Raw genomic sequence first — 23,674 nt, 5'->3', positions numbered from 1 at the left:
CTGGGACTCAGAAAGTCAGCACTTTCTCTGCCGCCAGCGTCCACTGGGCCAATTCCACCAGCGTGCCAATTTCTACGCCATCGGCCAGCTTCAGTTGGCTGACGCCACGGGCATCGGCACAGGTTTTACAGAGTTTGACCGGTACCTGCTGCGCCGTCAGAATTTCCAGCATCTGCTGCAAATGATAACCTTCACGCGGCTGCTGCCCGGCAATGCCCGCCACGACCGCATCGGACATCAGAAACAGTTTTAACTGCAGCTTGGGCTGCTGTTCTTTCAGGGTGATCGCCAGACGTAGCGCATTGAACAACGATTCCTGGCCATAAGCCGCACCGTTGGCAATCAGTAACAGAGATGACATTTGGATTCTCCTTATCGAGGTCTACCGGGCTGGCGCGTTCACACGTAGGGAAGGGCTAAGCTGCGCCATTTCTAGGAAGCTGTCGACCAAGATACTCGCCTCGGCTTTGAGATCAAAGCTTTCCGGCATAAACAGCCAGTTCTCCATCAGGCCGGTGATGTAAGCACGCAGGATGATTGCGGCCCGGCGGGTATGCAGATCGGCAGGGAGTTGCCCGTGATCCATACTGTTGCGTAAAACGCGTTCGATACGATCATAGCCTTCAAGGTAAAGCACCTTGCGAGCGTCATGTAACGGCATCATTTCGCCAATAAATTCGCATTTATGGAACACGATCTCCATCAATGCCCGGCGCCGACAGTCATCGACCGTAGCGGTCAGAATATAAATCAGAATCTCTCTTAAAATACGCAGTGGATTATCGGGATACTTTGCCTGATACTCTATCTCCAGGTCGCCTATTTTCGACTCTGAAAGCTCCCAAACTTCATTAAACAGGTCTACCTTGTTCTTGAAGTGCCAGTAAATTGCACCACGTGTCACCCCGGCAGCGGTGGCGATATCTGTCAGTGAGGTTGCTGATACGCCACGTTCAGAGAATTCCCTCACCGCAGCGTCAAGGATCTGCTGTCGTGTTTCTTGCGCCTGCTGTTTGGTTTTTCGTGCCATGCTGTTGTTTTTTACAGGGAGTGTGATTTACATACATTCGCGAATGTATGTACCATAGCACGCAGATAAAATTAACGCAGCAATGGGTTTTAAAGCTTGTGATCCATTGATCAATTTGAAATCGGACACTTGAGGTTTTTCTATGAACAAAAACAGAGGGTTAACGCCTCTGGCGGCAGTTCTGATGCTTTCAGGCAGCTTAGTGCTTACAGGATGTAATGATAAAGAAACCCAACAACAGGCCCAACGCCAGGCTCCTGCTGTGGGTGTGGTGACGTTGAAGGCTGAACCTCTCAATATTACTACCGATCTTCCTGGTCGTACCGCAGCATACCGCATCGCCGAAGTTCGCCCTCAGGTTAGTGGCATCATCCTGAAACGCAACTTTACTGAAGGCAGCGACATCAAGGCGGGTGTTTCACTGTATCAAATCGATCCAGCGACCTATCAAGCCGCTTATGACAGTGCCAAAGGCGACCTGGCCAAAGCCCAGGCCGCGGCAGAAATCGCGCGTCTGACGGTCAACCGTTACAAGCCTTTACTGGGTACTAGCTACATCAGTAAGCAAGACTTCGATAATGCCAACTCCACCCTGCTGCAGGCTAACGCTTCCGTGATCGCTGCCAAGGCCGCAGTGGAAACCGCGCGTATCAACCTGGCTTACACCAAAGTGACCTCCCCAATCTCTGGTCGTATCGGCCTTTCATCGGTAACCGAAGGGGCGCTGGTGACTTCCGGTCAGGCCAATGCGCTGGCTACCGTGCAACAACTGGATCCGATGTATGTCGACGTGACCCAGTCAAGCAACGACTATCTGCGCCTGAAACAGGAATTGGCTAACGGCACCCTGAAACAGGAAAACGGCAAGGCCAAAGTGAAACTGCTGCTGGAAAACGGCCAGGCCTATGCGCAAGAAGGAACGCTTGAATTCTCCGACGTGACCGTTGATGAAACCACCGGTTCCATCACTATTCGTGCCATCTTCCCTAACCCGAACGATGCCTTGCTGCCGGGTATGTTCGTGCGCGCCCGTCTGGACGAAGGCGTGCGTACCGATGCCTTGCTGGTTCCGCAACAGGGCGTCACCCGTAACCCGCGTGGCGAAGCTACCGCGATGGTTGTCGGTGCGGAGGATAAAGTGGAAGTACGTACGCTGACCGCCGCGCAGGCGATTGGCGACAAGTGGTTGGTGACGGCTGGTTTGAAACCGGGCGATCGCGTCATTGTTTCTGGCCTGCAGAAAATCAGACCTGGCGTTCAGGTGAAAGCGCAAGAAGTTGATAGCAAGCCACAGACTGCGTCTGAACCCGAGAAGAAGTCATAAAAAGGAGCCGGTAATACATGGCTAAGTTCTTTATAGATCGCCCCATATTTGCATGGGTAATCGCCATCATCATTATGTTGGCGGGCATCTTGTCGATCATGAAGCTGCCTATCGCGCAATATCCGACCATTGCGCCACCAGCAGTCACGATCTCCGCCAACTACCCGGGCGCTGACGCCAAAACGGTGCAGGATACCGTGACGCAGGTTATCGAACAGAATATGAACGGTATCGATAACCTGCTGTACATGTCCTCCAACAGTGACTCGTCCGGTAACGTCCAGATTACGTTGACCTTCAACTCTGGTACTGACCCTGATATCGCTCAGGTACAGGTACAGAACAAGCTGCAGCTGGCAATGCCGCTGCTGCCGCAGGAAGTACAGCAACAGGGCGTTAGCGTTGAGAAATCAAGCAGCAGCTTCCTGATGGTCGCGGGCTTTATTTCCGAAGATGGCAGCATGACGCAAGAGGATATCGCGGACTATGTAGGTTCCAACATCAAGGATCCTATCAGCCGTACCTCTGGTGTGGGTGACGTTCAACTGTTCGGTGCCCAGTACGCGATGCGTATCTGGCTTGATCCCAACAAACTGAACAACTACCAACTGACCCCGGGCGATGTTATCGCTGCGATCAAGGTTCAGAACAACCAGGTTGCTGCAGGCCAGCTCGGTGGGACTCCACCGGTGAAAGGCCAACAGCTGAACGCCTCGATCATCGCGCAAACCCGCCTGACCTCACCGGAAGAATTCAGCAAGATCCAGCTGAAAGTCAACCCGGACGGCTCGCAGGTACGCCTGAGTGATGTGGCCAAGGTTGAACTGGGCGGTGAGAGCTACAACGTCATTGCCCGTTATAACGGTAAGCCTGCTGCCGGTATCGGTATCAAGCTGGCAACCGGTGCCAACGCCCTGAACACGGCGTCAGAAGTGAAGGCAGAACTGGCCAAACTGGAACCGTTCTTCCCTGCAAGTCTGAAAGTTGTTTACCCTTATGACACCACCCCATTCGTTAAGATTTCCATTAACGAAGTGGTAAAAACCCTGATTGAAGCGATCATCCTGGTGTTCCTGGTGATGTATCTGTTCCTGCAGAACTTCCGCGCTACGCTGATCCCAACGATCGCCGTGCCGGTAGTATTGCTAGGGACGTTCGCCATCCTGGCAATGTTTGGCTTCTCGATAAACACCCTGACGATGTTCGGCATGGTGTTGGCGATAGGCCTGCTGGTGGATGACGCCATCGTGGTGGTAGAAAACGTCGAGCGTGTCATGGCTGAAGAAGGCCTGCCGCCAAAAGAAGCCACCAAGAAATCGATGGAACAGATCCAGGGCGCATTGGTGGGTATCGCCATGGTGCTGTCAGCGGTATTTATCCCGATGGCCTTCTTCGGTGGGTCAACCGGGGCAATCTATCGCCAGTTCTCGATCACCATCGTTTCCGCCATGGTGCTGTCGGTATTGGTGGCGTTGATCCTGACGCCTGCGCTGTGTGCCACCATGCTCAAACCGATCCCGAAAGGCGATCACGGCATCAAGACCGGCTTCTTCGGCTGGTTCAACCGCCTGTTTGAGAAGAGCACCCACCACTATACCGATAGCGTAGCGAACATTTTGCGTAGCACCGGGCGTTATCTGGTGATCTACCTGCTGATCGTGGTTGGTATGGCGGTGCTGTTCATGCGCTTGCCTTCCTCGTTCCTGCCGGACGAAGACCAGGGCATCCTGCTGACCATGGTACAAATGCCAGCGGGTGCCACTCAGGAACGTACCCAGAAAGTCCTGGACGAAGTTAACCGCTACTACCACGAGAAAGAAGGTAACAACATTAACTCGGTGTTCACAGTTAATGGCTTCGGCTTCAGCGGCCAGGGTCAGAACACCGGTTTGGCGTTTGTCAGCCTGAAAGACTGGTCTGAGCGTAAAGGTGAAGAGAACAAGGTACCGGCAATTGCTGCTCGTGCAATGGGAGCTTTCTCGCAGATTAAAGACGGCTTGGTATTTGCCTTTAACCTGCCAGCGATTGTGGAACTGGGGACGGCGACCGGCTTCGACTTCCAGTTGATCGATCAGGCTAACCTGGGTCACGAAAAACTGACCGCAGCACGTAACCAGCTGTTGGGCATGGCGGCAGAGCATCCTGATTTGCTGGTCGGCGTACGCCCGAACGGCTTGGAAGATACGCCTCAGTTCAAACTGATCGTCGATCAGGAAAAAGCACAAACGCTGGGTGTTTCCCTGAGCGATATTAATACGACTCTCGGCACCGCACTGGGCGGCTCGTATGTGAACGACTTTATCGACCGCGGTCGTGTGAAGAAAGTGTACGTGCAGGCTGATGCTCCGTTCCGTATGCTGCCTGATGATATCAATAACTGGTATGTGCGAGGTAGCACCGGGCAGATGGTTCCGTTCTCCGCCTTCTCCACGGCGAAATGGGAGTTCGGTTCACCGCGTCTGGAACGCTACAACGGTCTGCCATCAATGGAAATCCTTGGCCAGGCTGCCCCGGGTAAGAGTACCGGTGAAGCGATGGACATGATGGAACAACTGGCGGCGAAACTGCCAAACGGCGTCGGCTATGACTGGACCGGTATGTCCTATCAGGAACGTCTGTCCGGTAACCAGGCTCCGTCACTGTACGCCATCTCACTGATCGTGGTGTTCCTGTGTCTGGCCGCTCTGTATGAGAGCTGGTCGATTCCGTTCTCCGTTATGTTGGTTGTGCCACTGGGCGTCATCGGTGCTCTGTTGGCCGCGACCATGCGCGGGCTGGAAAATGACGTTTACTTCCAGGTAGGCTTGTTGACAACCATTGGGTTGTCGGCGAAGAACGCGATATTGATCGTGGAATTCGCCAAGGACCTGATGGATAAAGAAGGTAAAGGGCTGATCGAATCAACGTTGGAAGCGGTACGTATGCGTCTGCGTCCAATCCTGATGACGTCACTGGCCTTTATCCTCGGGGTTATGCCGCTGGTTATCAGCAGCGGCGCAGGCTCCGGCGCTCAGAACGCGGTAGGTACCGGCGTAATGGGCGGGATGGTGACAGCTACCGTCTTGGCAATCTTCTTCGTACCGGTGTTCTTCGTGGTGGTTCGCCGCCGCTTCAGTAAAAAGACTGAAGATATGGAACACGCCCATCCGGTTAAGCATCACTGATGCTTTCCTACTGACAACCAAGGCCGCGCAAGCGGCCTTTTTTATGCCTGCTAGTTAGCCAATAGACCCAACGCTGATCCACGCAATTTTGAGGTTGATCCCGATCCCAGAGAGGTGCATAATAATTGTTATAGTATAACATAACAATTGAGGTCATCATGAAGGCAGGCATCCATCCAGACTACCGCACCGTGGTATTTCACGATCTTAGCGCCGATACCTACTTCAAGGTGGGGTCGACCATCAAAACCGATCGCACTATCGAGCTTGAAGGTAAAAGCTGGCCCTACGTCACCATAGATGTCTCTTCCGCTTCGCATCCGTACTACACCGGCAAGCAGAAAGAGTTCTCAAAAGAAGGCAGCACCGCGCGCTTCCAGCAGCGGTTTGGCCATTTGGTTAACAGCAGAAAATAATCGGGGTTGATGATGCAAGTATTGAGTTCACTGCGTTCGGCGAAGGGTCGCCATCCGGATTGCAAAGTTGTGCGCCGTCATGGCCGCGTCTTTGTGATTTGTAAGTCCAACCCGCGTTATAAAGCGGTACAGGGACGTAAGAAGAAGCGTTAAGCCAAAGTGTCACTGGTAACCAAAGCCCCGTTGCTGCTCAACGGGGCTTTTTTATTGCCAAATGCCACTGCAAAGGAAAAACCCACCGCATGCGGTGGGAGGAAAATTTACTTCATGCTGCCAACAATGGCCTCGACGTTGTGTTTGAATGCCTGCACATAGCTGGCTGCCGGGCCTTGCGGTTTGGATAGTGCTTCAGGATACAACTCACCTCCCGCTTTCGCCCCCGTTGCCGCCGCGATCTGCTGTACCAAGCGCGGATCCGTTTGGTTCTCAATAAAATAGGCTTGGACTTTTTCCTGCCTGATCTGCTTGATCAATCCGGCGACATCGCTGGCGCTGGCTTCAGCCTCGGTAGAAAAACCGACCGGGGCAAGGAAAGTGACGCCGTATTCTTGGCCAAAATAGCCGAAAGCATCATGGCTGGTCAGCACCTTGCGCTTTTGCTGTGGCACCGCTGCGAACTGTGCTTTGGCCCAACCATCGAGCTGCTGAAGCTGTTGAATATATTCACCACCACGTTGGCGGAAATAGGCGGCATCTTCAGGATCCGCAGCGATCAGCGCATGCATCACGTTGGTCGCATACTGCACGCCATTGTTCATGCTGTTCCAGGCGTGTGGATCGGTGACCTGTTTGCCCTCTTCTTCCATGCTGCGCGACTCGATCCCTTTGGATGCGGTGATCACCGGCCCCTGATAACCGGAAGCCTTCACCAACCGATCGATCCAACCTTCAAGCCCCAATCCGCTGACAAACACCACATCGGCCTGCACCAGCTGCTTGCTGTCTTGCGGCGATGGCTCAAAACTGTGCGGATCGCCATCAGGGCCAACCAGCGTGCTGACCTTTACATGTTCACCCCCCACCTGTTTGACGATATCGCCAAGAATAGAAAAGCTGGCCACGGCCTCAACGGTTTTCGCCTGCGCTAACGGGCTGGCGAGCAGAGCAGCTGCCACCAGCGTTATGGGTAAAGATTTCATGTTTTCTCCTTGCAGATAGCACTTCTCAATGACGCGCACGGCGCAACATCCCGCCACGCGTCCCAAACAAAATCGACATTAAAAACATCACGCTGGCACTGAGGACAATCGCCGGGCCTGCGGGCAATGAAGCGTAGTAGGACCACTCCAGACCAACCAGGCTAGCGAGCAGCCCAATCCCCATAGCCACGGCTAATGTCTGCGGTAAATCTCGCGCCCAAAACCGGGCGCAGGTCGCCGGTAGCATCATCAGACCTACCGACATCAGGGTGCCAAGGATTTGAAAACCGGCCACCAGGTTGATCACCACCAAAGCGAGAAAAAGCCCGTGGATCCACGCCAGCGAGCCTGGTGCACTGACGCGTAAAAAAGTGCTGTCAAAGGATTCAATCACCAGAGCCCGATACAGCACTGCCAGCATCATCAACGAAATACTGGCGATAATGCCTACCATAACCAACGCCTGCGCATCCACCGCCAGGATCGAGCCAAACAGGACGTGCAGCAGATCAACGCTCGAGCCGCGTAAAGAGACCAACGTGACGCCCAACGCCAGCGACCCCAGATAGAAACCCGCAAAGCTGGCGTCCTCTTTTAACGGGGTTTTGCGGCTCACCAGCCCGGACAGCATGGCTACGGCCAACCCGGCAATAAATCCCCCTACGCCCATGGCTACCAGTGACATGCCAGAAATCAGATAGCCGATTGCTGCACCGGGTAATACCGCATGGGAAAGCGCATCACCCACCAGGCTCATCCGGCGCAGCAATAAAAACACGCCTAGTGGTGCAGCGCTCAGCGATATTGCCAGGCAGGCAACCAATGCCCGGCGCATAAAACCGAAAGAGATAAAAGGATCGAGCAACAGATGGAGTAGCGTCATTACGCTACCCCCCTCTGATTAGCCGCCGTCGAATAATGCGCTAACACGCGCTCGGCGTTATCCCAATGGCAGAGTTCAGGGGTGAGCAACAACGCTTCGGGGAAATGGTTGGCTACGGTAGACATATCGTGCAATACGGCAATCACCGTTCTTCCCTGCCGGTGTAACTGCGCAATGACCTGCAGCAACAGTTGAGTGGTTGCCGAATCGATGCCGGTGAAGGGCTCATCCAGTAAAATCAGTGGCGCTTGCTGGACCAGTAAACGGGCAAATAGTACGCGTTGCAGCTGCCCACCGGATAACTCCCCCACCGCCTCACGCGCCATGGAACTCATGCCCACGGTGTCTAACGCGCCAGCAATAAGCTGCATGGAGCGTTTATTCACACCGCCAAACAGACCGCTTTGTGGCCAGCAGCCCATAGCGACCAAATCCTGAACCAGAATAGGAAATTGACGATCCAGCTCCGCCAGTTGTGGCAAATAGGCCTTCGCCGGAGCCTTCCCGCCCGCAAAATGTAGCTTGCCGCCCAGCAGCGGGTGCAACCCGGCCAACGACTTCATCAACGTAGATTTGCCGGCGCCGTTAACGCCAATCACCGCCGTTAATGAACCGGCGGCAAAACGACCGCATAACGGCGGAAACAGAGGAACGTGGTCATAACCCACGATGGCATTTTGTAGCGTTATCATGGCAGCGCAACCGCCCACGTAATGGCTAGCCATAGTAAGGTCAGCAATACGCTAACGGCTCCGCAGCGCAAGACTGCGGCTGAGGTAAACAGGGTAACGGGAAGGAAAGGCAGCATGGTTATCGCCAAAAAGATGACACGAATGTAATAATATAACATCACACAATCTAGAGATCCTCAAGTCGTTCAAGTGCCAATAATGCAACGGAACGTAACATTTCCAGGTTATCGAGCCGATGCTGCTGAGTGAGCGGCAGAACTATCGAGCGGTAAAAATCTCAAAGCTGGGTAAAAAAGCGTTAATCAGTGAAAAGTTTGCCCATCAAGGCTGGAAAAGGAGTAAGATAGAGGCATAGAATGTGATACAACCAGATATCCAAATGCTAGTAACGCTAAGCCGTTGTTCCGAAGTAGACACACTTTCTGTGAAACAATTAAGGAAAGTGGTCGATAATCAATTATCTGACTTGGTACCGGCGCTCACCAGTGGGCTAAGCTTTTACTCCGAGAATGCACGCTATGTGGAAGGCTCATTAGAAATTATTGAGATTAACTGCATCGGTAATAGCGAGTATTCAATGAGTTACCGCTATCAGTGGTCGATTTTTAACGCATGCCTGGATATCAGTGGTGACGAATACATAAATGATTCTGTCACTTTTACCGTGACGGAAAAGGGTTTGGTGTTTGAGGTTATCGACAACTCACGGCCATCAACCGCTGACGAATTGTAAGTTTCGGTAATAGTAACAGGCTAAATGGCAAAAAATGATTTATATTTAATATGCTGAAAGTTTATTAAGCCTGAGCTAAGCTAAGCTTCACAACATATGATGTAAATCAATGTACTCACAGAGTGTTATCAACACCGAAATTAAGACTGACGGGGGATGATATGGATGAGTATTCGCCTAAAAGGCACGATATTGCTCAACTCAAATTTTTGTGTGAAAATTTGTACGACGAAGGCATCGCTACCCTGGGTGACAGCCATCACGGCTGGGTAAACGATCCAACGTCCGCCGTCAATCTGCAGCTTAATGAGCTGATCGAACATATTGCTTCGTTTGTAATGAGTTTTAAAATTAAATACATGGACGAAGGTGATTTATCGGAACTGGTCGAAGAGTACCTCGACGATACCTACACGCTGTTTAGCAGCTACGGTATTAATGACTCCGATTTGCGTCGCTGGCAAAAAACCAAGGCACGCACATTCAGATTGTTCTCAGGAGAGGGCGTCTGTACCACAATGAAAACTTAGGGGATAATTATCCTCAAATAAATTTATGGTTAATAAGACTAAAGGTTATCATGACAAAAATTGACTATCTGATGCGTTTGCGTAAATGCACCACGATTGAAACCCTTGAGCGCGTGATCGAGAAAAATAAGTACGAACTTTCTGACGATGAGCTAGAGCTGTTCTACTCTGCCGCCGATCATCGCCTGGCCGAACTGACCATGAACAAGCTATACGATAAAATTCCGGTCGCCGTTTGGAAATTTGTAAGATAATCAAAGTAGCCTTGCGTTGAGCCGATAATATTATCGGCTTCAATGGTCGCTCAGATTAAGCATTATCTTAAAAACTCAAGTTTACTTGCCCCTGAGTTGAAAATCGTGCAGTAGCAACTGGAAACAGTTTTCAATTAAAGGTGAGTGATTTTGTTTTGCGCTGCGCATAAGTGCCACAGTGCGGTTAAGTAATGGCTGTTGTAATTGAATAACGGTTAATTCTTCATCGTTTAAATGCGTCGTATAAAGCTGCGGCAAAATAGCCACCGCTAATTGTGACCGCACCAAACCATACAGCGTTTCCAGAAAATCGACCTGATAACGCGCCGTTAAGTTCAGACGATGGCTTTCCGCCAGTGCCGATACCAATCGACTGCTATTCCCTTTCGAAAATACCGCAATATCTCTGTTTGCCAATTGCCGCCAGGGCAGATGATATGGATCCGCCAAGGGATCGTCCCGGCGCATCACCGCCACAAACGGATCTTCCTGCAACGGATAAATCTCAAGCCGATCTGGCACCGAGCTGTCCAAAGCCCCTATGCCGAAATCTATCTGCCCATTTTCCAACTGTAGCAGCAGGGAATCATTGGTTTGATCGTGGAATTCTACGCGTAACCGCGGGAAATGTTGCGCCAGCAATCGCGGTACCGCAGGAAACAGCAGGTTGCTCACCGAAGGCACCAGACCGATACGTAACGTGCCATCCCCTCCGGCCAACATGACGCGCTGCATATCATCAAAGGTAGCGTGAGCCACATTCAGCAGCCGTTGCGCATGCGGCAGGATCGCCGTGCCTAGTTCCGTCAGGGTCACTGCAGAGGCCGTTCTATTGACTAACTTCCCGCCAAGCACGGTTTCAATTTGCCTCAACGCACTGCTTAACGCGGGCTGGCTGATCGCCAGACGGCTGGCGGTATCAGTGAAATGTCGTAGCTGCGCCAGGGTCACAAAGTACTGAATTTGCTTGAGGGAAAGCGCGGGTAACCGTCGCCATGGCTCGGACATAACCTAACCTGCCAGAAAAAGAGGTAAACGTTTGCCACAGCATAAACGTTTCTTATCACGCAATAAATTAAATCATCTGTGCAAAGCTTACGCCCCCGCCTACAGTAACTCCCTTACTCTTATTCCGGGGATTATCATGACCACCTTTTCTGTCAGTAACGGTGAACGCCAACGTGCCGTACAGGCTGCGCTGGGGAATACGCCGTTTGATCTCTTGCTGAGCAATGCCAACCTGATCGACATGGTCACCGGGGAAATTCGCCTGGTTGATATTGGCATTGTCGGCCCGCTGATCGCCAGCGTTCATCCTTGTGGCTCCTTGCCAACGGCACATCGGACACAAGACCTGGCGGGAGCCTACCTCAGCCCTGGTCTGATCGATACCCATGTGCACGTTGAGAGTTCCCACCTGCTGCCAGAACGCTATGCCGAGATCGTCGTCGCACAGGGCACCACCACCATCTTCTGGGACCCGCATGAATTGGCGAACGTGCTTGGCGTTGCGGGAGTGCGCTACGCGGTGGATGCCAGCCGCAACCTGCCCCTGCGAGTGATCTGCGCGGCGCCCTCCAGCGTGCCTTCGACGCCTGGGCTGGAAATGTCCGGTGCCGACTTTGGCGGCAACGAGATGGATACCATGTTAGCCTGGCCCGAAGTGGGCGGCGTGGCGGAAGTGATGGATATGCACGGCGTGCTGCACGGCAGCGAACGAATGCAGGAGATCCTAAACGCCGGGCTTAACAGCGGCAAATTGATTGAAGGCCACGCGCGCGGTTTGAGCGGTCCGCAGTTGCAAGCCTATCTGGCCGCAGGCGTAACCTCCGATCATGAGCTGACCTCTGCTGCCGATGCTCTGGAGAAACTACGCTCTGGGCTGACGCTGGAGATCCGGGGCTCTCACCCTTATCTGCTGCCTGAAATCGTTGCGGCATTAAAATCGCTGCCGCACTTCTCCTCCCAAATCACCCTCTGCACTGATGATGTCCCGCCCGATATGCTGCTGGAGAAAGGCGGCGTTATCGCCCTGCTCAATCTGCTGATTGAACACGGATTATCGGCCACCGATGCACTACGGATGGCTACGCTCAATGCCGCCATTCGCTTGCAGCGAAACGATCTTGGCCTGATTGCCGCAGGAAGGATCGCCGATCTGGTCGTCTTTGACTCCCTGGAATACCTCCAGGCCAGCCGGGTTTACGTTGCTGGTCAGTGTCTGGCAGAGCAGGGAAAAATGCTGGCTCCAGTACAAGCTACGCCAGGCGTATCCGCACCACGTGACACGCTCCATCTGCCACCATTGACCGCAGATGATTTCATCATGCGGGTTGCGGCCATTCGTCACGGCCAGGCCACGTTGCGCCATATCAAAGGGGCACGTTTTACCCAATGGAATGAAACCACGGTAGAAGTGCGCGACGGCAAGGTACAGCTCCCGCCGGGATTCAGTCTGATTTGGGTACAGCATCGCCACGCCCGACACCCAGCCAAGCCTCAGTTGGCATTGCTGGAAGGTTGGGGCGAACTACGGGGGGCGATTGCCACCAGCTACTCTCATGATTCGCATAACCTGGTGGTGCTGGGCCGCGATCCTAATGACATGGCGCTGGCCGCTAACGCGCTGATCGCTACCGGTGGCGGCATGGCTCTCAGCCAGAACGGTGAAATATTGGCGCAGGTGGCCATGCCGATCGCCGGTATGCTTTCCGATCTTCCCGCCGCACAGCTGGCGCAGCAGTTTAAAAACCTGCGCGATCTGAGTGCCAAGGTTGCAGACTGGGAACCACCCTACCGGGTTTTCAAAGCGATTGAGGGCACCTGCCTGGCATGCAATGCCGGACCGCACCTGACGGATTTGGGCCTGACCGACGGCACAACACGCCAGATCGTTGATCCGCTGGTTGCCTGTTGGGAAACCCCGGCATAAATAATATATAGGTAAGGCATCGGCGGCTTGTCGGTGCTTTTTTTGGGGGGAGAAAGCTAGAAATTGGTGGAGGCCCTGCCAGCTACATCCCGGCACACACGTCACTCGCTACGGCTGCTTCCTTCCGGATCTGACCGAGTTCACCAGTTAGTGTTGCGGGAGAACCAACAGGGCCCCCATTGACGGCTTCTTGAATTGCGAAGCGGTGGGCATTATCGGTGATGGCCAGGCAAATAGCAAGCCAACCGGGAGCAACCGCTGTTTTCTTACCCATCTCCCCCTATCGCGCACTCGTTTGGATTGGTTACCAAGCAGCAATGTTGCTAAATTGTCAGGAGCGAAATATTCGCCGCCTAACTCATCACGCAGGAAGAGAGCCATGCAACCAGAAGACGCAACCTTCAGCCAGCGCGTATTTCATATCCTGGCCGCCATTCCTCCTGGCAAGGTCACCACCTACGGCGAAGTTGCACGGCTGGCAGGCTCACCCCGGGCGGCACGCCAGGTTGGCGGCGTATTACGGCGTTTACCAGAGGGCAGCACCCTACCCTGGCACCGGGTCATTAACCGCCACGGGCAGATCTCACAGCAGGGTGAAGATTTTCAGCGCCAACGGCAGGCGTTACTGGCAGAGGGAATTATTTTCGGCCCGCAGAGCACGGTTGATTTTGAACTGTATGGCTGGCACGGGTAAAAAAAACAGCCTCTGGCCAGAGGCGCAAAGGCTGTCAGATGCAGGCACTGCTGCTTACGGAGCTGGGGTCGGAGTGACCTGAACCGGAACGTTTTGTACCGGTACCAGCAGCAGATCGGCCTGGGTCCCATTGCGGTTAATCACTTCCTGGATCGTGTCGGTGATAAACATCAACTGGCCATTCACCGTAATCGCCGCGCTCAGGATGATACGCGCATTAGGCTGAATGTCCGCAGGGTTATACGGTAGCGTAAAGCGGAACGGACTCTGCATACCCTCGGTGCGTATCGCCTGCTGTGAAATCACTCGTGAAGGGGCATCAGCAAGTGATGCATCGGACAGGGTCACGGTCAGTACCGCATCCGGTGGCAGCGCGATACGCTGACGAATATTAACTGAGCCCTTCACCACCGGACCTTGGATCTGCGTTTGCGAGGCCGCAGCGTTAGCCGTCTGCGTTGGCACATCCGCATTCTTGTGGGCACAGCCTGCCAGTGTGATCGTCAATGCGGCTGCTCCCCCTACCATTTGCCAGAGTTTCATGGGTCGGTCTCCTTTATTATTAGTTACATGTTAGTGGCTTAAACCACCACACTGATTAAACCTAGCGCAAAATACTAACAACTGCCTATCGGACTAGACCTAAATAGCCCGAAGGGCTCATGACGCATGCCTCTGGCTGCAACAGCTTCCTTCGCCGAAATAACGCAATATATTGACGTCCTGCCATCATATTCAGCACACTGCGCAACATGATAACTAAAAGGATCGCCACTTTATGAGCCAGGCACTGCACAACCTCCTCGAACTGCTGGATTTGGAAAAAATTGAAGAAGGTTTATTTCGTGGCCAAAGCGAAGATCTGGGGTTACGCCAGGTCTTTGGCGGTCAGGTGGTCGGCCAGGCGCTGTATGCTGCCAAGCAAACCGTTCCTGCGGAGCGTATCGTTCACTCCTTCCACAGCTATTTCCTGCGCCCTGGGGATAGCAGCAAACCGATTGTTTATGACGTAGAAACCCTGCGCGACGGCAATAGTTTCAGCGCGCGGCGCGTTAGCGCCATTCAAAATGGCAAACCCATTTTCTATATGACGGCCTCTTTCCAAAGCCCCGAGCAGGGTTTTGAGCACCAAAACACCATGCCGGATGTTCCACCGCCGGAAGGATTGATGTCGGAGTCAGAAATTGCACAAAAGCTGTCGCATATGCTGCCGGAAAAGGTGCGCGACAAATTCATAGGCCCGAAGCCGATCGAAATGCGCCCGGTGAAATTCCACAACCCGTTGAAGGGCAGCGTGGAAGAGCCTTATCGCCATGTCTGGTTCCGCGCCAATGGCACCATGCCGGACGACCTGCGGATCCATCAGTATCTGCTTGGCTACGCCTCTGACTTCCACTTCCTGCTGACGGCGCTACAGCCGCATGGTGTCGGTTTCCTCGAGCCGGGAATGCAGGTGGCGACCATTGACCATTCAATGTGGTTCCACCGTCCGTTCCGGATGGACGATTGGCTGTTGTATGCGGTAGAGAGCACCTCAGCCTCAGGTGCCCGTGGCTTTGTGCGCGGCCAGTTCTACACCCGCGACGGTGTGCTGGTAGCCACGACAGTGCAAGAAGGCGTGATCCGCAAGCGCGATATTTAAATGAAAAAGGGGCGATGTTTCCATCGCCCCCTCAGGGTTTAATTCAACGTATTTTACTGGTTGTAAGCATTCTCGCCGTGGCTGTTCACATCCAGGCCTTCGCGTTCCTGCTCTTCCGGTACGCGCAGCCCCACCACGGCCCCGGCGACCTTAAAGGCGATAAACGCGGCCACGCTTGACCACACCAGCGTCACAACAACGCTCATCAACTGGACCCATACCTGATGCCCCATGGTAACGCCATCGGCATAGCCCGTTCCGCCCAGTGATGAGGCGGTAAAGACACCGGTCAACAGACAGCCAACGATACCGCAAACCCCGTGCACACCAAACACATCGCAGGTATCGTCTACTTTCAGCCATTTCTTCAGCGTAACCACGCCCCACAGACCAGCAATACCACCTACCAGGCCGATAATCAGCGCACCGCCTACACCCACGGTACCTGCCGCTGGCGTAATCGCAACCAGACCAGCGATACAGCCCGAGCAGGCTCCCAGCAGAGAAGGTTTGCCCCGTACGACCCACTCGGCAAAGGTCCAGGAGAGGATTGCACCGGCAGTGGCTATTACCGTATTGAGGAACGCCAGCGCTGCAATACCGTTGGCCGCACTGGCTGAACCGGCGTTGAAGCCAAACCAGCCGATATACAGGATCGAGGCTCCGGTAAATACCATCGGCAGGTTGTGTGGCTTGAAGGCCTCTTTACCATAGCCGGCACGTTTACCCAACAGATAGGCCCCCACCAGACCAGCGCTCGCGGCGTTGATATGCACCACGGTACCGCCCGCAAAATCCAACGCGCCGTCGGTTGCCAGGAAACCACCGCCCCAAACCATGTGCGCGATTGGCAAGTAGGAAATCGTGAACCAGATGGCGGCAAAAATAACCACCGCAGAGAAGCGGATGCGCTCAGCAAAGCCGCCCACCACCAACGCCACGGTAATGCAGGCGAAGGAGCACTGGAACGCCACGTGGATCATCTGGCTAAAGGTGCCGGTCAGGCTATCTATCCCGATCCCTTTGAGCATCACCGTCTGGAAACCACCGAAGAACGCGTTACCTTCGCTGAACGCCAGGCTGTAGCCGTAAATAACCCATAGCACACACACCAGGGCAAAGGTGACGGTCACCTGAGTCAACATTGAGAGGACGTTCTTCGAGCGCAACAGACCGCCGTAGAACAGCGCCACACCCGGTAAAGTCATAAACAGCACCAGCGCGGTGCAAATCATCATAAAGGCGTTGTCCGCCTTGTCTGCCACCGCCGGAGCGGCCAGAGCCAAAGAAGGAACCAGGGTTACCAAACTCAGGCCCAACGTGGATAACAGTCTTTTCATTATCAATCCATCCCCATTCAGTTGACTGAGCCTGCGATCACAGAGCCGCTTCGTCGGTTTCGCCGGTACGAATTCGAATCACACGTTGCAATTCGGCAACGAAAATTTTGCCGTCACCGATCTTGCCGGTGTAGGCCGCCTTGCTAATCACATCAACCACTTCATCCAGTTGGTCATCGGCAATAGCGATATCAATTTTGACCTTAGGTAAGAAATTGACGCTGTACTCTGCTCCGCGATAGAGCTCGGCATGACCCTTCTGGCGGCCAAAGCCTTTGACTTCGGTTACGGTCAGCCCCTGAATACCTACAGAGGATAAAGCTTCACGCACGTCCTCTAACTTGAATGGTTTGATCACCACGGTAACCAGCTTCATATTGCCTCTCCACGATTAAGCCCAAAAACTTACCCCCGGTACGAGTCACATAAAGCAAAGGCTGTGCCACAAATTATTTTTTATTTAAATTCAATTAATTATATAGGAACACCCACAACCAGAGGCCAGCACTGGACGAAAGCAGAGATCGCAGCCGGAAGATTGCGCACTTTTTTGGTGCATTACGCGTTGGGAAAGTGCAGTAGGAGGGAGTTGAAAAGCGCTATTGCCTGTTGGTGGTGCGGGCTCCTGGAGCGGAGCCCTTGCTTAAGATTATGCGGGCTGAGTTTCGTCGCGCGTCGTGGCTGCCAACTCTTCACCCACCAGTTGTAGCTGATACATTTGGTAGTAGCGACCCTGCTGTGCCAACAACTGCTGATGGTTCCCCTGCTCCACGGCATGACCGCGATGCAGTACCAGAATAGAGTCAGCATCCACAATGGTTGAAAGGCGGTGGGCGATCACCACCAGCGTCGTCTGCTCGCGGATCAGCCGTAAGGCGCGTTGGATCGCCTGTTCGGTGCCGGAATCTATATTGGCAGTCGCTTCATCCAGGATCAGGATCTGCGGTGCCTGGACCAGCACACGCGCCAAGGCCAACAACTGCTTCTGTCCTACGGACAGATTATTCCCCTGCTCCCCCAGGCGCGTATGGATGCCCTGTGGGAAGCTACGCACCAGTTCACCCAGTTGCACCGTTTCCAGCGCCTGCCAGACCGCCTCTTCACCGATAGAGCGACCAAGCGTGACGTTCGCCAGCACCGATTCCGCCATTACCACCGGATCTTGCTGCACCATGGCAATGCCTTGGCGCAGGGTACGATGTGAAAGGCTGGACAACGGGCGGCCATCCAGACGAATTTCCCCTTCGCTCAGCGGGTAATAGCCCATCAACAGGTTAGCCAGGGTGCTCTTTCCGCTGCCGGTATGACCCACCAGGGCAACAAAACCCCGTGACGGCACCTGCAACGAGATATGTTGCAGCACTTTTTTGTCGCTGCGGTAGGCAAAGCTCAGGTCGCTGATATCAATACGGCCGCTCGCCAACGGGCGATCGTCACTGCCATAGCTCTGCTGGCTGCGATCCATCAGCTCGAAAATACGCTCACCGGCCACCACGGCCTGCTGCAAAATCGATTGCTGGGCGGTCAGCTCAATCAACGGTTCGTTCAAACGGCCAAGATAGTTGATGAAGGCATACAGCACCCCCACGCCAATCGCGCCTTCACCGCTGAAGCCAAACAGCATCAACAGGCCACATAGCACCAAGGCAGAGAACAGGCTAAGCAGTGGCCGTAACAGAAAACCATCCAGGCGCAGCGTCTGCATCCGGGCGGTGTAATGCGAGCGGCTGGCCGCACTCATGCGCTCGCCAAAACGGATCTGCTGACGGAACTGCTGGATCACCCCCATGCCGCTGATCACTTCGTTGAAGCCATCGTTGATATCCGCCAGGTAGCTACGCATCCGCCGCACGATCGGCGTGCTGTAGTATTGATAGATCCCCATCACCACCAGCACCGCCGGGAAGATGCAGATCGCCACCAGCGCCATACGCCAGTCCAGGCTGAACATAGCTACCAGCATCGCCCCGATCAGCGCCGCACTTTTCAGTACCGTGGACACCACCATCACATAGAGATCTTTGATCACTTCGGTATCGTTGGTCACCCGCGAGATCAATTGCCCGACAGGCTGGGTATCAAAGGCGCTCAGCGGTTGGCGCAGGGCCGCGTCCATCACGTCGGTGCGCAACCGCTGTACCACCCCGACCGCCACCCGATTAAACAGAATGGCCTGGAAATAGTGCAACGCCGCAGCGAGCAGTTCCAGCAGGATATAAGCCACCGCCAGGGAACTGACAATCACCAGCGGCAACTGCCCTTTGGCAACGTAGTTATCAATAAAGTAGCCGATCAGAATTGGCCCGGCGACTTCCGCCGCCGCCGCTACCCACAACATCAATACCGCCAATCCCAAGGGTTTACGATATGGCGAACCATAGGCCAGCAAACGTTTCAGCGTTGGCCACATGTTTTGTATTTTACTCATCGGCCAACGCCTCCTCGGTGCTATCAGGAGCCTCATCCAACGCCGCTTCCAGTTGCTGATAGCGATACATGTCGCGATACCAGCCAGGCTCTGCAGCCAATTTCCCATGCTGCCCACGCTGTACCACCGAGCCGTGTTGCATCACCAGGATTTCGCTGGCTTCCGTCAGGGCCGAAAGGCGGTGCGCACTGATGATCACCGTGCGATTTTGCCCCCAACTGCGCAGGTTATGCAGGATCTGGTGTTCAGTGCGCCCATCCACCGCCGAAAGAGCATCGTCGAGGATCAGAATTTCCGCTTCCAGCAGTAGCGCCCGCGCGATGGAAATACGCTGTTTCTGGCCACCAGAAAGCATCACGCCTCGCTCACCCACCTCGGTCTCGTAACCCTGGGGCAAACGCAGAATATCTTCATGCACGCTGGCCAGGCGCGCTGCCTGTTCAATCTGTTCCTGAGTGGCCGCCGGGTTTCCCAAGGCGATATTATTGGCCACGCTATCGGAGAACAGGAACGGCGTCTGGCTAACGACCGACAGGCGTGAACGCCATTCGTCGAGCTTGATCTGGGTAAGTGGCAAGCCGTGATAGCTGATATGGCCGTCATCAATATCGAACTGACGCTGGATTAACGAAAGCAACGTCGATTTGCCCGAGCCGGTAGGCCCACACAATCCCAACATTTGCCCCGGTTGCAGCTGTAGCGCCACGTCATGCAGCGCTGGTTTGTTGGTTTGCGGATAATGGAAGGCGTTGATTTCGACACTCAGGTTGCCACGCCCGGCAGGCAAATCGAGCTCACCATCCTTCACGGCCGGCGCCTCTTCCAGCAGGCTGCGGATACGGCTATAGGCGGCACTGCCGCGCTCGACGATGTTGAACATCCAGGCCAGTGCCAACATCGGCCAAATCATCAGGCCGAGATACATGACAAAGCTGGTCAGTTGACCCAGCGTGAGGGAACCGTTAACCACCATCCAGCTACCACCGCCGATCGCCAGCAGGTTGGCCGCACCGATAGCGATGTAAATCGTCGGATCAAAGCGCGCATCAACTCGCGCCACGTGCATATTCTTCGCGCCGGTTTGCGCTGCCACTTCGGCAAACTGGTTGGACTGATGATCCTCCAGGCCAAAAGCCTTGATCATACGGATGCTGGTCATGCTCTCCTGTGCCTGATCGTTAAGGCTGGAAAACGCGGCCTGCGCCGACTTGAAACGTTGGTGCAGCTGATCGCCATAGTATTTGATGACGATCGCCATGATCGGCATCGGGATCAGGGAAAGCAGGGTCAATTGCCAGCTGATCTGGGTGCTCATCACGATCAGCACCGCCAGCCCCATCACCAAAGAGTCCACCAGCGTCAGCACGCCTTCACCGGCCGCAAACACTACGCGGTCAACGTCATTGGTCGCTCTGGCCATCAGATCGCCGGTACGGTGGCGCAGATAGAAGGCCGGGTTCTGGCGGCTGAGTTGACGATAGAAGTTTTCCCGCAGTTCGACGGCCAGTTGGTAGGAAGCCCCAAACAGCAGCACTCGCCACACGTAGCGCAGCAGATAAACCACAATGGCGGTACCAATCATCAACCCCAGCCAGGCCATCAGTACCTTGTTGGACATCTGATCCTTGGTGACACCATCAACAATGATGCCAACCAGCTTAGGCGGCAGCAGTTGCAGGATGGCAATGGCAATCAGTAGCACCACGGCCCCGAGGTAGCGGCGCCACTCGCGGCGGAAATACCAGCCGATTTGAGCAAAGAGTCTCACGCAGTTTTATTCCAGACAGTATCCGACAAATTCCCGGCTGCAGCCCTGCAACCTTAACATTCAACAGTAGAGTGACGATTTCACTCTGGCACGGGTAGCGCCGTGGTGTATTTGATTTTTTCCATCGCGAAGCTGGAAGTGACATCAATCAGCCCCGGCACGCCGGTCACCAGGCGTTTATAGAAATTGTCATAGCTTTTCATGTCCGCTACCTCGACCTGCATCAGGTAATCATACTCCCCCGCCATACGGTAAAACGCCAACACTTCCGGCATCTGGGCGGTGAGATCGACAAATTTCTGATACCACTCGCTGCTGTGCTGCTGGGTTTTTATCAGCACAAACGCCGTCAGGCCAAGCCCGAGCTTTTCATTATCCAGCAGCGCGACACGCGCGCGAATGTAACCTTCATCTTCCAGCCTTTTTAGCCGTTTCCAGCAAGGCGTTGAGGTCAGATTCACCGCTTCGGCCAGCACTTGCAGCGATTGCGTACAGTCCTGTTGCAGCATGCACAACAGTTTACGGTCTGTTTTATCCAACATAAGGTGATTTCATAGAAAATATTTCTCCCATTAGGCGATTAAACAGGAAAAATGGCAATCCTTTTTTCTCGCTGAACCGCTATGCTACTGCATAAATTAAGACCCTATTTTGAGGCCAGATCATGACAAACGCTTGGGTAAAATATGCTATTGGTGAAATAGAAGCGGATTTCCAACGCTCCGCCGATACGCACTTGATCCGCTTGAACCTGCCGGAATTTCCCGGCATCTATCTTTACCTGAAAGATGAAAGCACCCATCCCACCGGCAGTCTGAAACACCGCCTGGCGCGTTCGCTGTTTCTTTATGGGCTCTGTAACGGTTGGATCAACCAGAACACGCCGATTATTGAAGCCTCATCGGGCAGCACGGCGGTATCTGAAGCCTATTTTGCTCGCCTGCTCGGCCTGCCGTTTATCGCGGTAATGCCTTCCTGCACGGCTAAACGTAAGGTCGAGCAAATCGCCTTTTACGGTGGCCGCAGCCATTTTGTCGATCATGCGGCCCAGATTTATGCGGTGTCAGAGGAGTTGGCCAAAGAGCTGAACGGCCATTATATGGATCAGTTCACCTTTGCCGAACGCGCCACCGACTGGCGTGGTAACAACAACATCGCCGACAGTATTTTCCGCCAGATGGAGCGCGAACCGCACCCGGTTCCGAAACACATCGTGATGAGTGCAGGTACTGGCGGCACTTCGGCAACGCTTGGGCGCTACATTCGCTATCAAGGGCATGATACGCAACTGACCGTGGTCGATCCGGAAAACTCGGTGTTCTACGACTGCTTCCATCATGGCGATCGCACCCTCATCGGCAGCTGTGGCAGCCGCATCGAAGGGATTGGCCGCCCACGCGCCGAACCGTCGTTTATCCCTTCGGTGATCGATAACATGCTGCGCGTGCCAGATGCCGCCAGTATCGCCACCATTTATTGGCTGGAAAATATTCTTGGTCGCAAGGTTGGTGCTTCAACCGGGACCAACGTCTGGGGAGCACTGCAACTGGCCAAGCAGATGCGGGATAAAGGCGAGCAAGGTGCCATCGTCACCCTGCTATGCGACAGCGGTGAACGCTATCTGGATACCTATTACAACAGCGACTGGGTCAGCAACCATATCGGCGATCTGACGCATTACAGTACCCAACTGGCTAACTTGTTAGAAAAATAAGTTATTAAGTTATTAATGCGAAGTTCAGGGGATAAAAAAAGCCGGGTAGTCATACCCGGCCGGCTGTAATGCTAATACCTCAGAATTCGGGGGAATAGGTGAGGTGTGGTGAACGCAGCCAATGTTGTAAATAGTGAGCCACCGCCTGCTGTTCGCAGTGGCCGATAACCTGTAGTTGGGGTAGTAACGATTTCAACTGTGGCAGGGCATTGCCCATCACCACGCCGTGCCCGACTCCCGCCAGCATTTCCTTATCATTCATCGCATCGCCAAAGGCCATGCAATCAGCCAACGTCAGCCCCAGATGGCGGCTCAGCTTGTCCAATGCCGCACCCTTATTGCAACCCTTTGGCAGCACCTCGAGGCAATCATAGGCCGAGAAGCACAGATCGGCACGGGTGCCGAAATGTTCACTCAACTGTCCTTGCAGTTTGATGAGTTCTTCATGGGGAGCACAGAAACAGACCTTGCTGTTGCCAAATGCGGGCAGACGTCGCAAATCGGTGAGTTGGAAATGAAAGCCACTGAGATGATGTGCAGCCAGCATTTCCGGCACCGCGGTTTCGGTCAACCATCCCTCATCACGAAACACGTGCATGCTGGCAGAGGTGCGCCAGTGGGTATGCAATACTTCTTCGGCAATCTCCTCCGGTAAGTCGGTAGCATGCAGTTGCTGCCCTTGCTGATCATGGACGCGAGTGCCGTTACCGGTGATCAGGTAACCTTGTAAACCCAGTTGCGCCATGATCGGCTGGGTATCGAGGTAATGCCGCCCGGTGGCAAAGGTCACCACCATCTCCCTGTCGATAAGCTGCTTTAACGCGCTCAGCGTTTCCGGCCCGACACGGTGATCGGGGGTCAGCAGGGTGCCGTCCATATCGAAAGCGGCCAGGCGATACATAGGAACCTCGTAAATGTGAGCACAATGGCAATCAACGCAGTATGGGGTGGTATTTGCGGAAGTAATAGTGAACAATTTGCCTAAACGCTT

24 protein-coding genes and 1 other RNA gene are annotated in these 23,674 nt (G+C 54.1%); 11 read left to right on the top strand and 14 right to left on the bottom strand.

Annotated features, from left to right (window positions below; translation table 11 throughout):
* Window positions 1-7: 7 nt before the first annotated feature.
* Both KGP21_RS07340 and acrR read right to left on the bottom strand, forming a co-directional pair.
* On the bottom strand, window positions 8-361 hold the full coding sequence (locus tag KGP21_RS07340) for a DsrE/DsrF/TusD sulfur relay family protein (RefSeq protein WP_021805459.1): 354 nt from the start codon (window positions 359-361) through the stop codon (window positions 8-10).
* A 21-nt stretch (window positions 362-382) separates the two neighbouring features.
* The gene (acrR, locus tag KGP21_RS07335) at window positions 383-1,030 is read right to left on the bottom strand and encodes a multidrug efflux transporter transcriptional repressor AcrR (protein WP_021180132.1); all 648 of its coding nucleotides are present in this window, start codon (window positions 1,028-1,030) and stop codon (window positions 383-385) included.
* 142 nt (window positions 1,031-1,172) lie between these two features.
* On the opposite strand from acrR, the gene sdeX reads away from it, so the two are divergent.
* The 4 genes from sdeX to ykgO all read left to right on the top strand — a co-directional run bounded on the left by sdeX (window position 1,173) and on the right by ykgO (window position 6,087).
* Complete coding sequence (gene sdeX, locus KGP21_RS07330) at window positions 1,173-2,354, top strand: efflux RND transporter periplasmic adaptor subunit (protein ID WP_209528384.1); 1,182 nt, start codon at window positions 1,173-1,175, stop codon at window positions 2,352-2,354.
* Between the two features lie 17 nt (window positions 2,355-2,371).
* Window positions 2,372-5,518 carry a multidrug efflux RND transporter permease subunit AcrB gene (gene acrB / locus KGP21_RS07325; RefSeq protein WP_094981187.1) on the top strand — a complete coding sequence of 1,049 codons (3,147 nt, stop codon included), beginning with the start codon at window positions 2,372-2,374 and terminating at the stop codon, window positions 5,516-5,518.
* Between the two features lie 158 nt (window positions 5,519-5,676).
* Window positions 5,677-5,934 carry a type B 50S ribosomal protein L31 gene (locus tag KGP21_RS07320; RefSeq protein ID WP_021180135.1) on the top strand — a complete coding sequence of 86 codons (258 nt, stop codon included), beginning with the start codon at window positions 5,677-5,679 and terminating at the stop codon, window positions 5,932-5,934.
* 12 nt (window positions 5,935-5,946) lie between these two features.
* Window positions 5,947-6,087: a type B 50S ribosomal protein L36 gene (ykgO, locus tag KGP21_RS07315; RefSeq protein WP_021805462.1), complete on the top strand. Its 141-nt coding sequence runs from the start codon at window positions 5,947-5,949 to the stop codon at window positions 6,085-6,087.
* 107 nt (window positions 6,088-6,194) lie between these two features.
* On the opposite strand, the gene KGP21_RS07310 is transcribed toward ykgO, so the two are convergent.
* Genes KGP21_RS07310 through KGP21_RS07300 form a run of 3 tightly spaced genes read right to left on the bottom strand, consistent with a single transcriptional unit; the run spans window position 6,195 to window position 8,648 of the window.
* Window positions 6,195-7,073 carry a metal ABC transporter solute-binding protein, Zn/Mn family gene (locus tag KGP21_RS07310; protein ID WP_209528380.1) on the bottom strand — a complete coding sequence of 293 codons (879 nt, stop codon included), beginning with the start codon at window positions 7,071-7,073 and terminating at the stop codon, window positions 6,195-6,197.
* A 25-nt stretch (window positions 7,074-7,098) separates the two neighbouring features.
* Complete coding sequence (locus KGP21_RS07305) at window positions 7,099-7,956, bottom strand: metal ABC transporter permease (RefSeq protein ID WP_094981189.1); 858 nt, start codon at window positions 7,954-7,956, stop codon at window positions 7,099-7,101.
* On the bottom strand, window positions 7,956-8,648 hold the full coding sequence (locus KGP21_RS07300; RefSeq protein ID WP_223537618.1) for a metal ABC transporter ATP-binding protein: 693 nt from the start codon (window positions 8,646-8,648) through the stop codon (window positions 7,956-7,958). Before KGP21_RS07300 ends, KGP21_RS07305 begins: the two co-directional genes overlap by 1 nt.
* A 379-nt stretch (window positions 8,649-9,027) precedes the next feature.
* Here KGP21_RS07300 and KGP21_RS07295 point away from each other — a divergent pair, with 379 nt between their 5' ends.
* The 3 genes from KGP21_RS07295 (at window position 9,028) to KGP21_RS07285 (ending at window position 10,165) form a co-directional block, all read left to right on the top strand.
* Window positions 9,028-9,381, top strand: coding sequence for a hypothetical protein (locus tag KGP21_RS07295; RefSeq protein WP_094981218.1), 354 nt, complete (start codon window positions 9,028-9,030; stop codon window positions 9,379-9,381).
* Window positions 9,382-9,542: 161 nt separating this feature from the next.
* Window positions 9,543-9,911 (top strand): Hha toxicity modulator TomB, encoded by a 369-nt coding sequence (gene tomB / locus KGP21_RS07290; RefSeq protein ID WP_021180141.1) that lies wholly within the window; start codon window positions 9,543-9,545, stop codon window positions 9,909-9,911.
* A gap of 50 nt (window positions 9,912-9,961) precedes the next feature.
* The gene (locus KGP21_RS07285; protein ID WP_021180142.1) at window positions 9,962-10,165 is read left to right on the top strand and encodes an HHA domain-containing protein; all 204 of its coding nucleotides are present in this window, start codon (window positions 9,962-9,964) and stop codon (window positions 10,163-10,165) included.
* Window positions 10,166-10,246: 81 nt separating this feature from the next.
* Here the strand turns inward: KGP21_RS07285 and KGP21_RS07280 are convergent, their stop codons facing one another.
* On the bottom strand, window positions 10,247-11,173 hold the full coding sequence (locus tag KGP21_RS07280; protein ID WP_021805469.1) for a LysR family transcriptional regulator: 927 nt from the start codon (window positions 11,171-11,173) through the stop codon (window positions 10,247-10,249).
* A gap of 136 nt (window positions 11,174-11,309) precedes the next feature.
* Between KGP21_RS07280 and KGP21_RS07275 the strand changes: the two genes are divergently transcribed.
* Window positions 11,310-13,097, top strand: a complete 1,788-nt coding sequence (locus KGP21_RS07275; protein WP_179252232.1) for an adenine deaminase — start codon at window positions 11,310-11,312, stop codon at window positions 13,095-13,097.
* Between the two features lie 73 nt (window positions 13,098-13,170).
* Here the strand turns inward: KGP21_RS07275 and ffs are convergent.
* An RNA gene (gene ffs, locus KGP21_RS07270) (signal recognition particle sRNA small type) lies at window positions 13,171-13,267 on the bottom strand.
* Window positions 13,268-13,476: 209 nt separating this feature from the next.
* On the opposite strand from ffs, the gene KGP21_RS07265 reads away from it, so the two are divergent.
* Window positions 13,477-13,791, top strand: a complete 315-nt coding sequence (locus KGP21_RS07265; RefSeq protein ID WP_021180150.1) for an MGMT family protein — start codon at window positions 13,477-13,479, stop codon at window positions 13,789-13,791.
* A 54-nt stretch (window positions 13,792-13,845) separates the two neighbouring features.
* On the opposite strand, the gene KGP21_RS07260 is transcribed toward KGP21_RS07265, so the two are convergent.
* On the bottom strand, window positions 13,846-14,334 hold the full coding sequence (locus KGP21_RS07260; protein WP_021180151.1) for a YbaY family lipoprotein: 489 nt from the start codon (window positions 14,332-14,334) through the stop codon (window positions 13,846-13,848).
* 235 nt (window positions 14,335-14,569) lie between these two features.
* Between KGP21_RS07260 and tesB the strand changes: the two genes are divergently transcribed.
* Window positions 14,570-15,433 carry an acyl-CoA thioesterase II gene (gene tesB, locus KGP21_RS07255; RefSeq protein ID WP_021805471.1) on the top strand — a complete coding sequence of 288 codons (864 nt, stop codon included), beginning with the start codon at window positions 14,570-14,572 and terminating at the stop codon, window positions 15,431-15,433.
* 53 nt (window positions 15,434-15,486) lie between these two features.
* Here tesB and amtB read toward each other — a convergent pair whose 3' ends face one another.
* From amtB to KGP21_RS07230, 5 genes are all read right to left on the bottom strand, one after another.
* Entirely contained in the window at window positions 15,487-16,773 is a 1,287-nt protein-coding gene (gene amtB / locus KGP21_RS07250) for an ammonium transporter AmtB (RefSeq protein WP_021180153.1), read from the bottom strand.
* Window positions 16,774-16,810: 37 nt separating this feature from the next.
* Window positions 16,811-17,149 carry a P-II family nitrogen regulator gene (gene glnK / locus KGP21_RS07245; protein WP_004949337.1) on the bottom strand — a complete coding sequence of 113 codons (339 nt, stop codon included), beginning with the start codon at window positions 17,147-17,149 and terminating at the stop codon, window positions 16,811-16,813.
* Window positions 17,150-17,422: 273 nt separating this feature from the next.
* Complete coding sequence (locus KGP21_RS07240) at window positions 17,423-19,201, bottom strand: SmdB family multidrug efflux ABC transporter permease/ATP-binding protein (protein ID WP_223537615.1); 1,779 nt, start codon at window positions 19,199-19,201, stop codon at window positions 17,423-17,425.
* Complete coding sequence (locus KGP21_RS07235; RefSeq protein WP_223537612.1) at window positions 19,194-20,969, bottom strand: SmdA family multidrug ABC transporter permease/ATP-binding protein; 1,776 nt, start codon at window positions 20,967-20,969, stop codon at window positions 19,194-19,196. The genes KGP21_RS07240 and KGP21_RS07235 overlap by 8 nt, the downstream gene beginning before the upstream one ends.
* Window positions 20,970-21,049: 80 nt before the next feature.
* The gene (locus tag KGP21_RS07230; RefSeq protein WP_021180156.1) at window positions 21,050-21,511 is read right to left on the bottom strand and encodes an Lrp/AsnC family transcriptional regulator; all 462 of its coding nucleotides are present in this window, start codon (window positions 21,509-21,511) and stop codon (window positions 21,050-21,052) included.
* 122 nt (window positions 21,512-21,633) lie between these two features.
* Here KGP21_RS07230 and KGP21_RS07225 point away from each other — a divergent pair, with 122 nt between their 5' ends.
* Complete coding sequence (locus KGP21_RS07225; protein ID WP_179252234.1) at window positions 21,634-22,683, top strand: PLP-dependent cysteine synthase family protein; 1,050 nt, start codon at window positions 21,634-21,636, stop codon at window positions 22,681-22,683.
* A gap of 79 nt (window positions 22,684-22,762) precedes the next feature.
* Here KGP21_RS07225 and cof read toward each other — a convergent pair whose 3' ends face one another.
* On the bottom strand, window positions 22,763-23,584 hold the full coding sequence (gene cof, locus KGP21_RS07220; protein ID WP_179252235.1) for an HMP-PP phosphatase: 822 nt from the start codon (window positions 23,582-23,584) through the stop codon (window positions 22,763-22,765).
* Between the last annotated feature and the right edge of the window lie 90 nt (window positions 23,585-23,674).

Origin of the sequence: Serratia sp. JSRIV004, assembly GCF_019968705.1 — a bacterium.
In the GTDB taxonomy this organism is placed as follows: domain Bacteria; phylum Pseudomonadota; class Gammaproteobacteria; order Enterobacterales; family Enterobacteriaceae; genus Chania; species Chania fonticola_B.
This window is presented reverse-complemented; position numbering and strand designations above follow the sequence as displayed.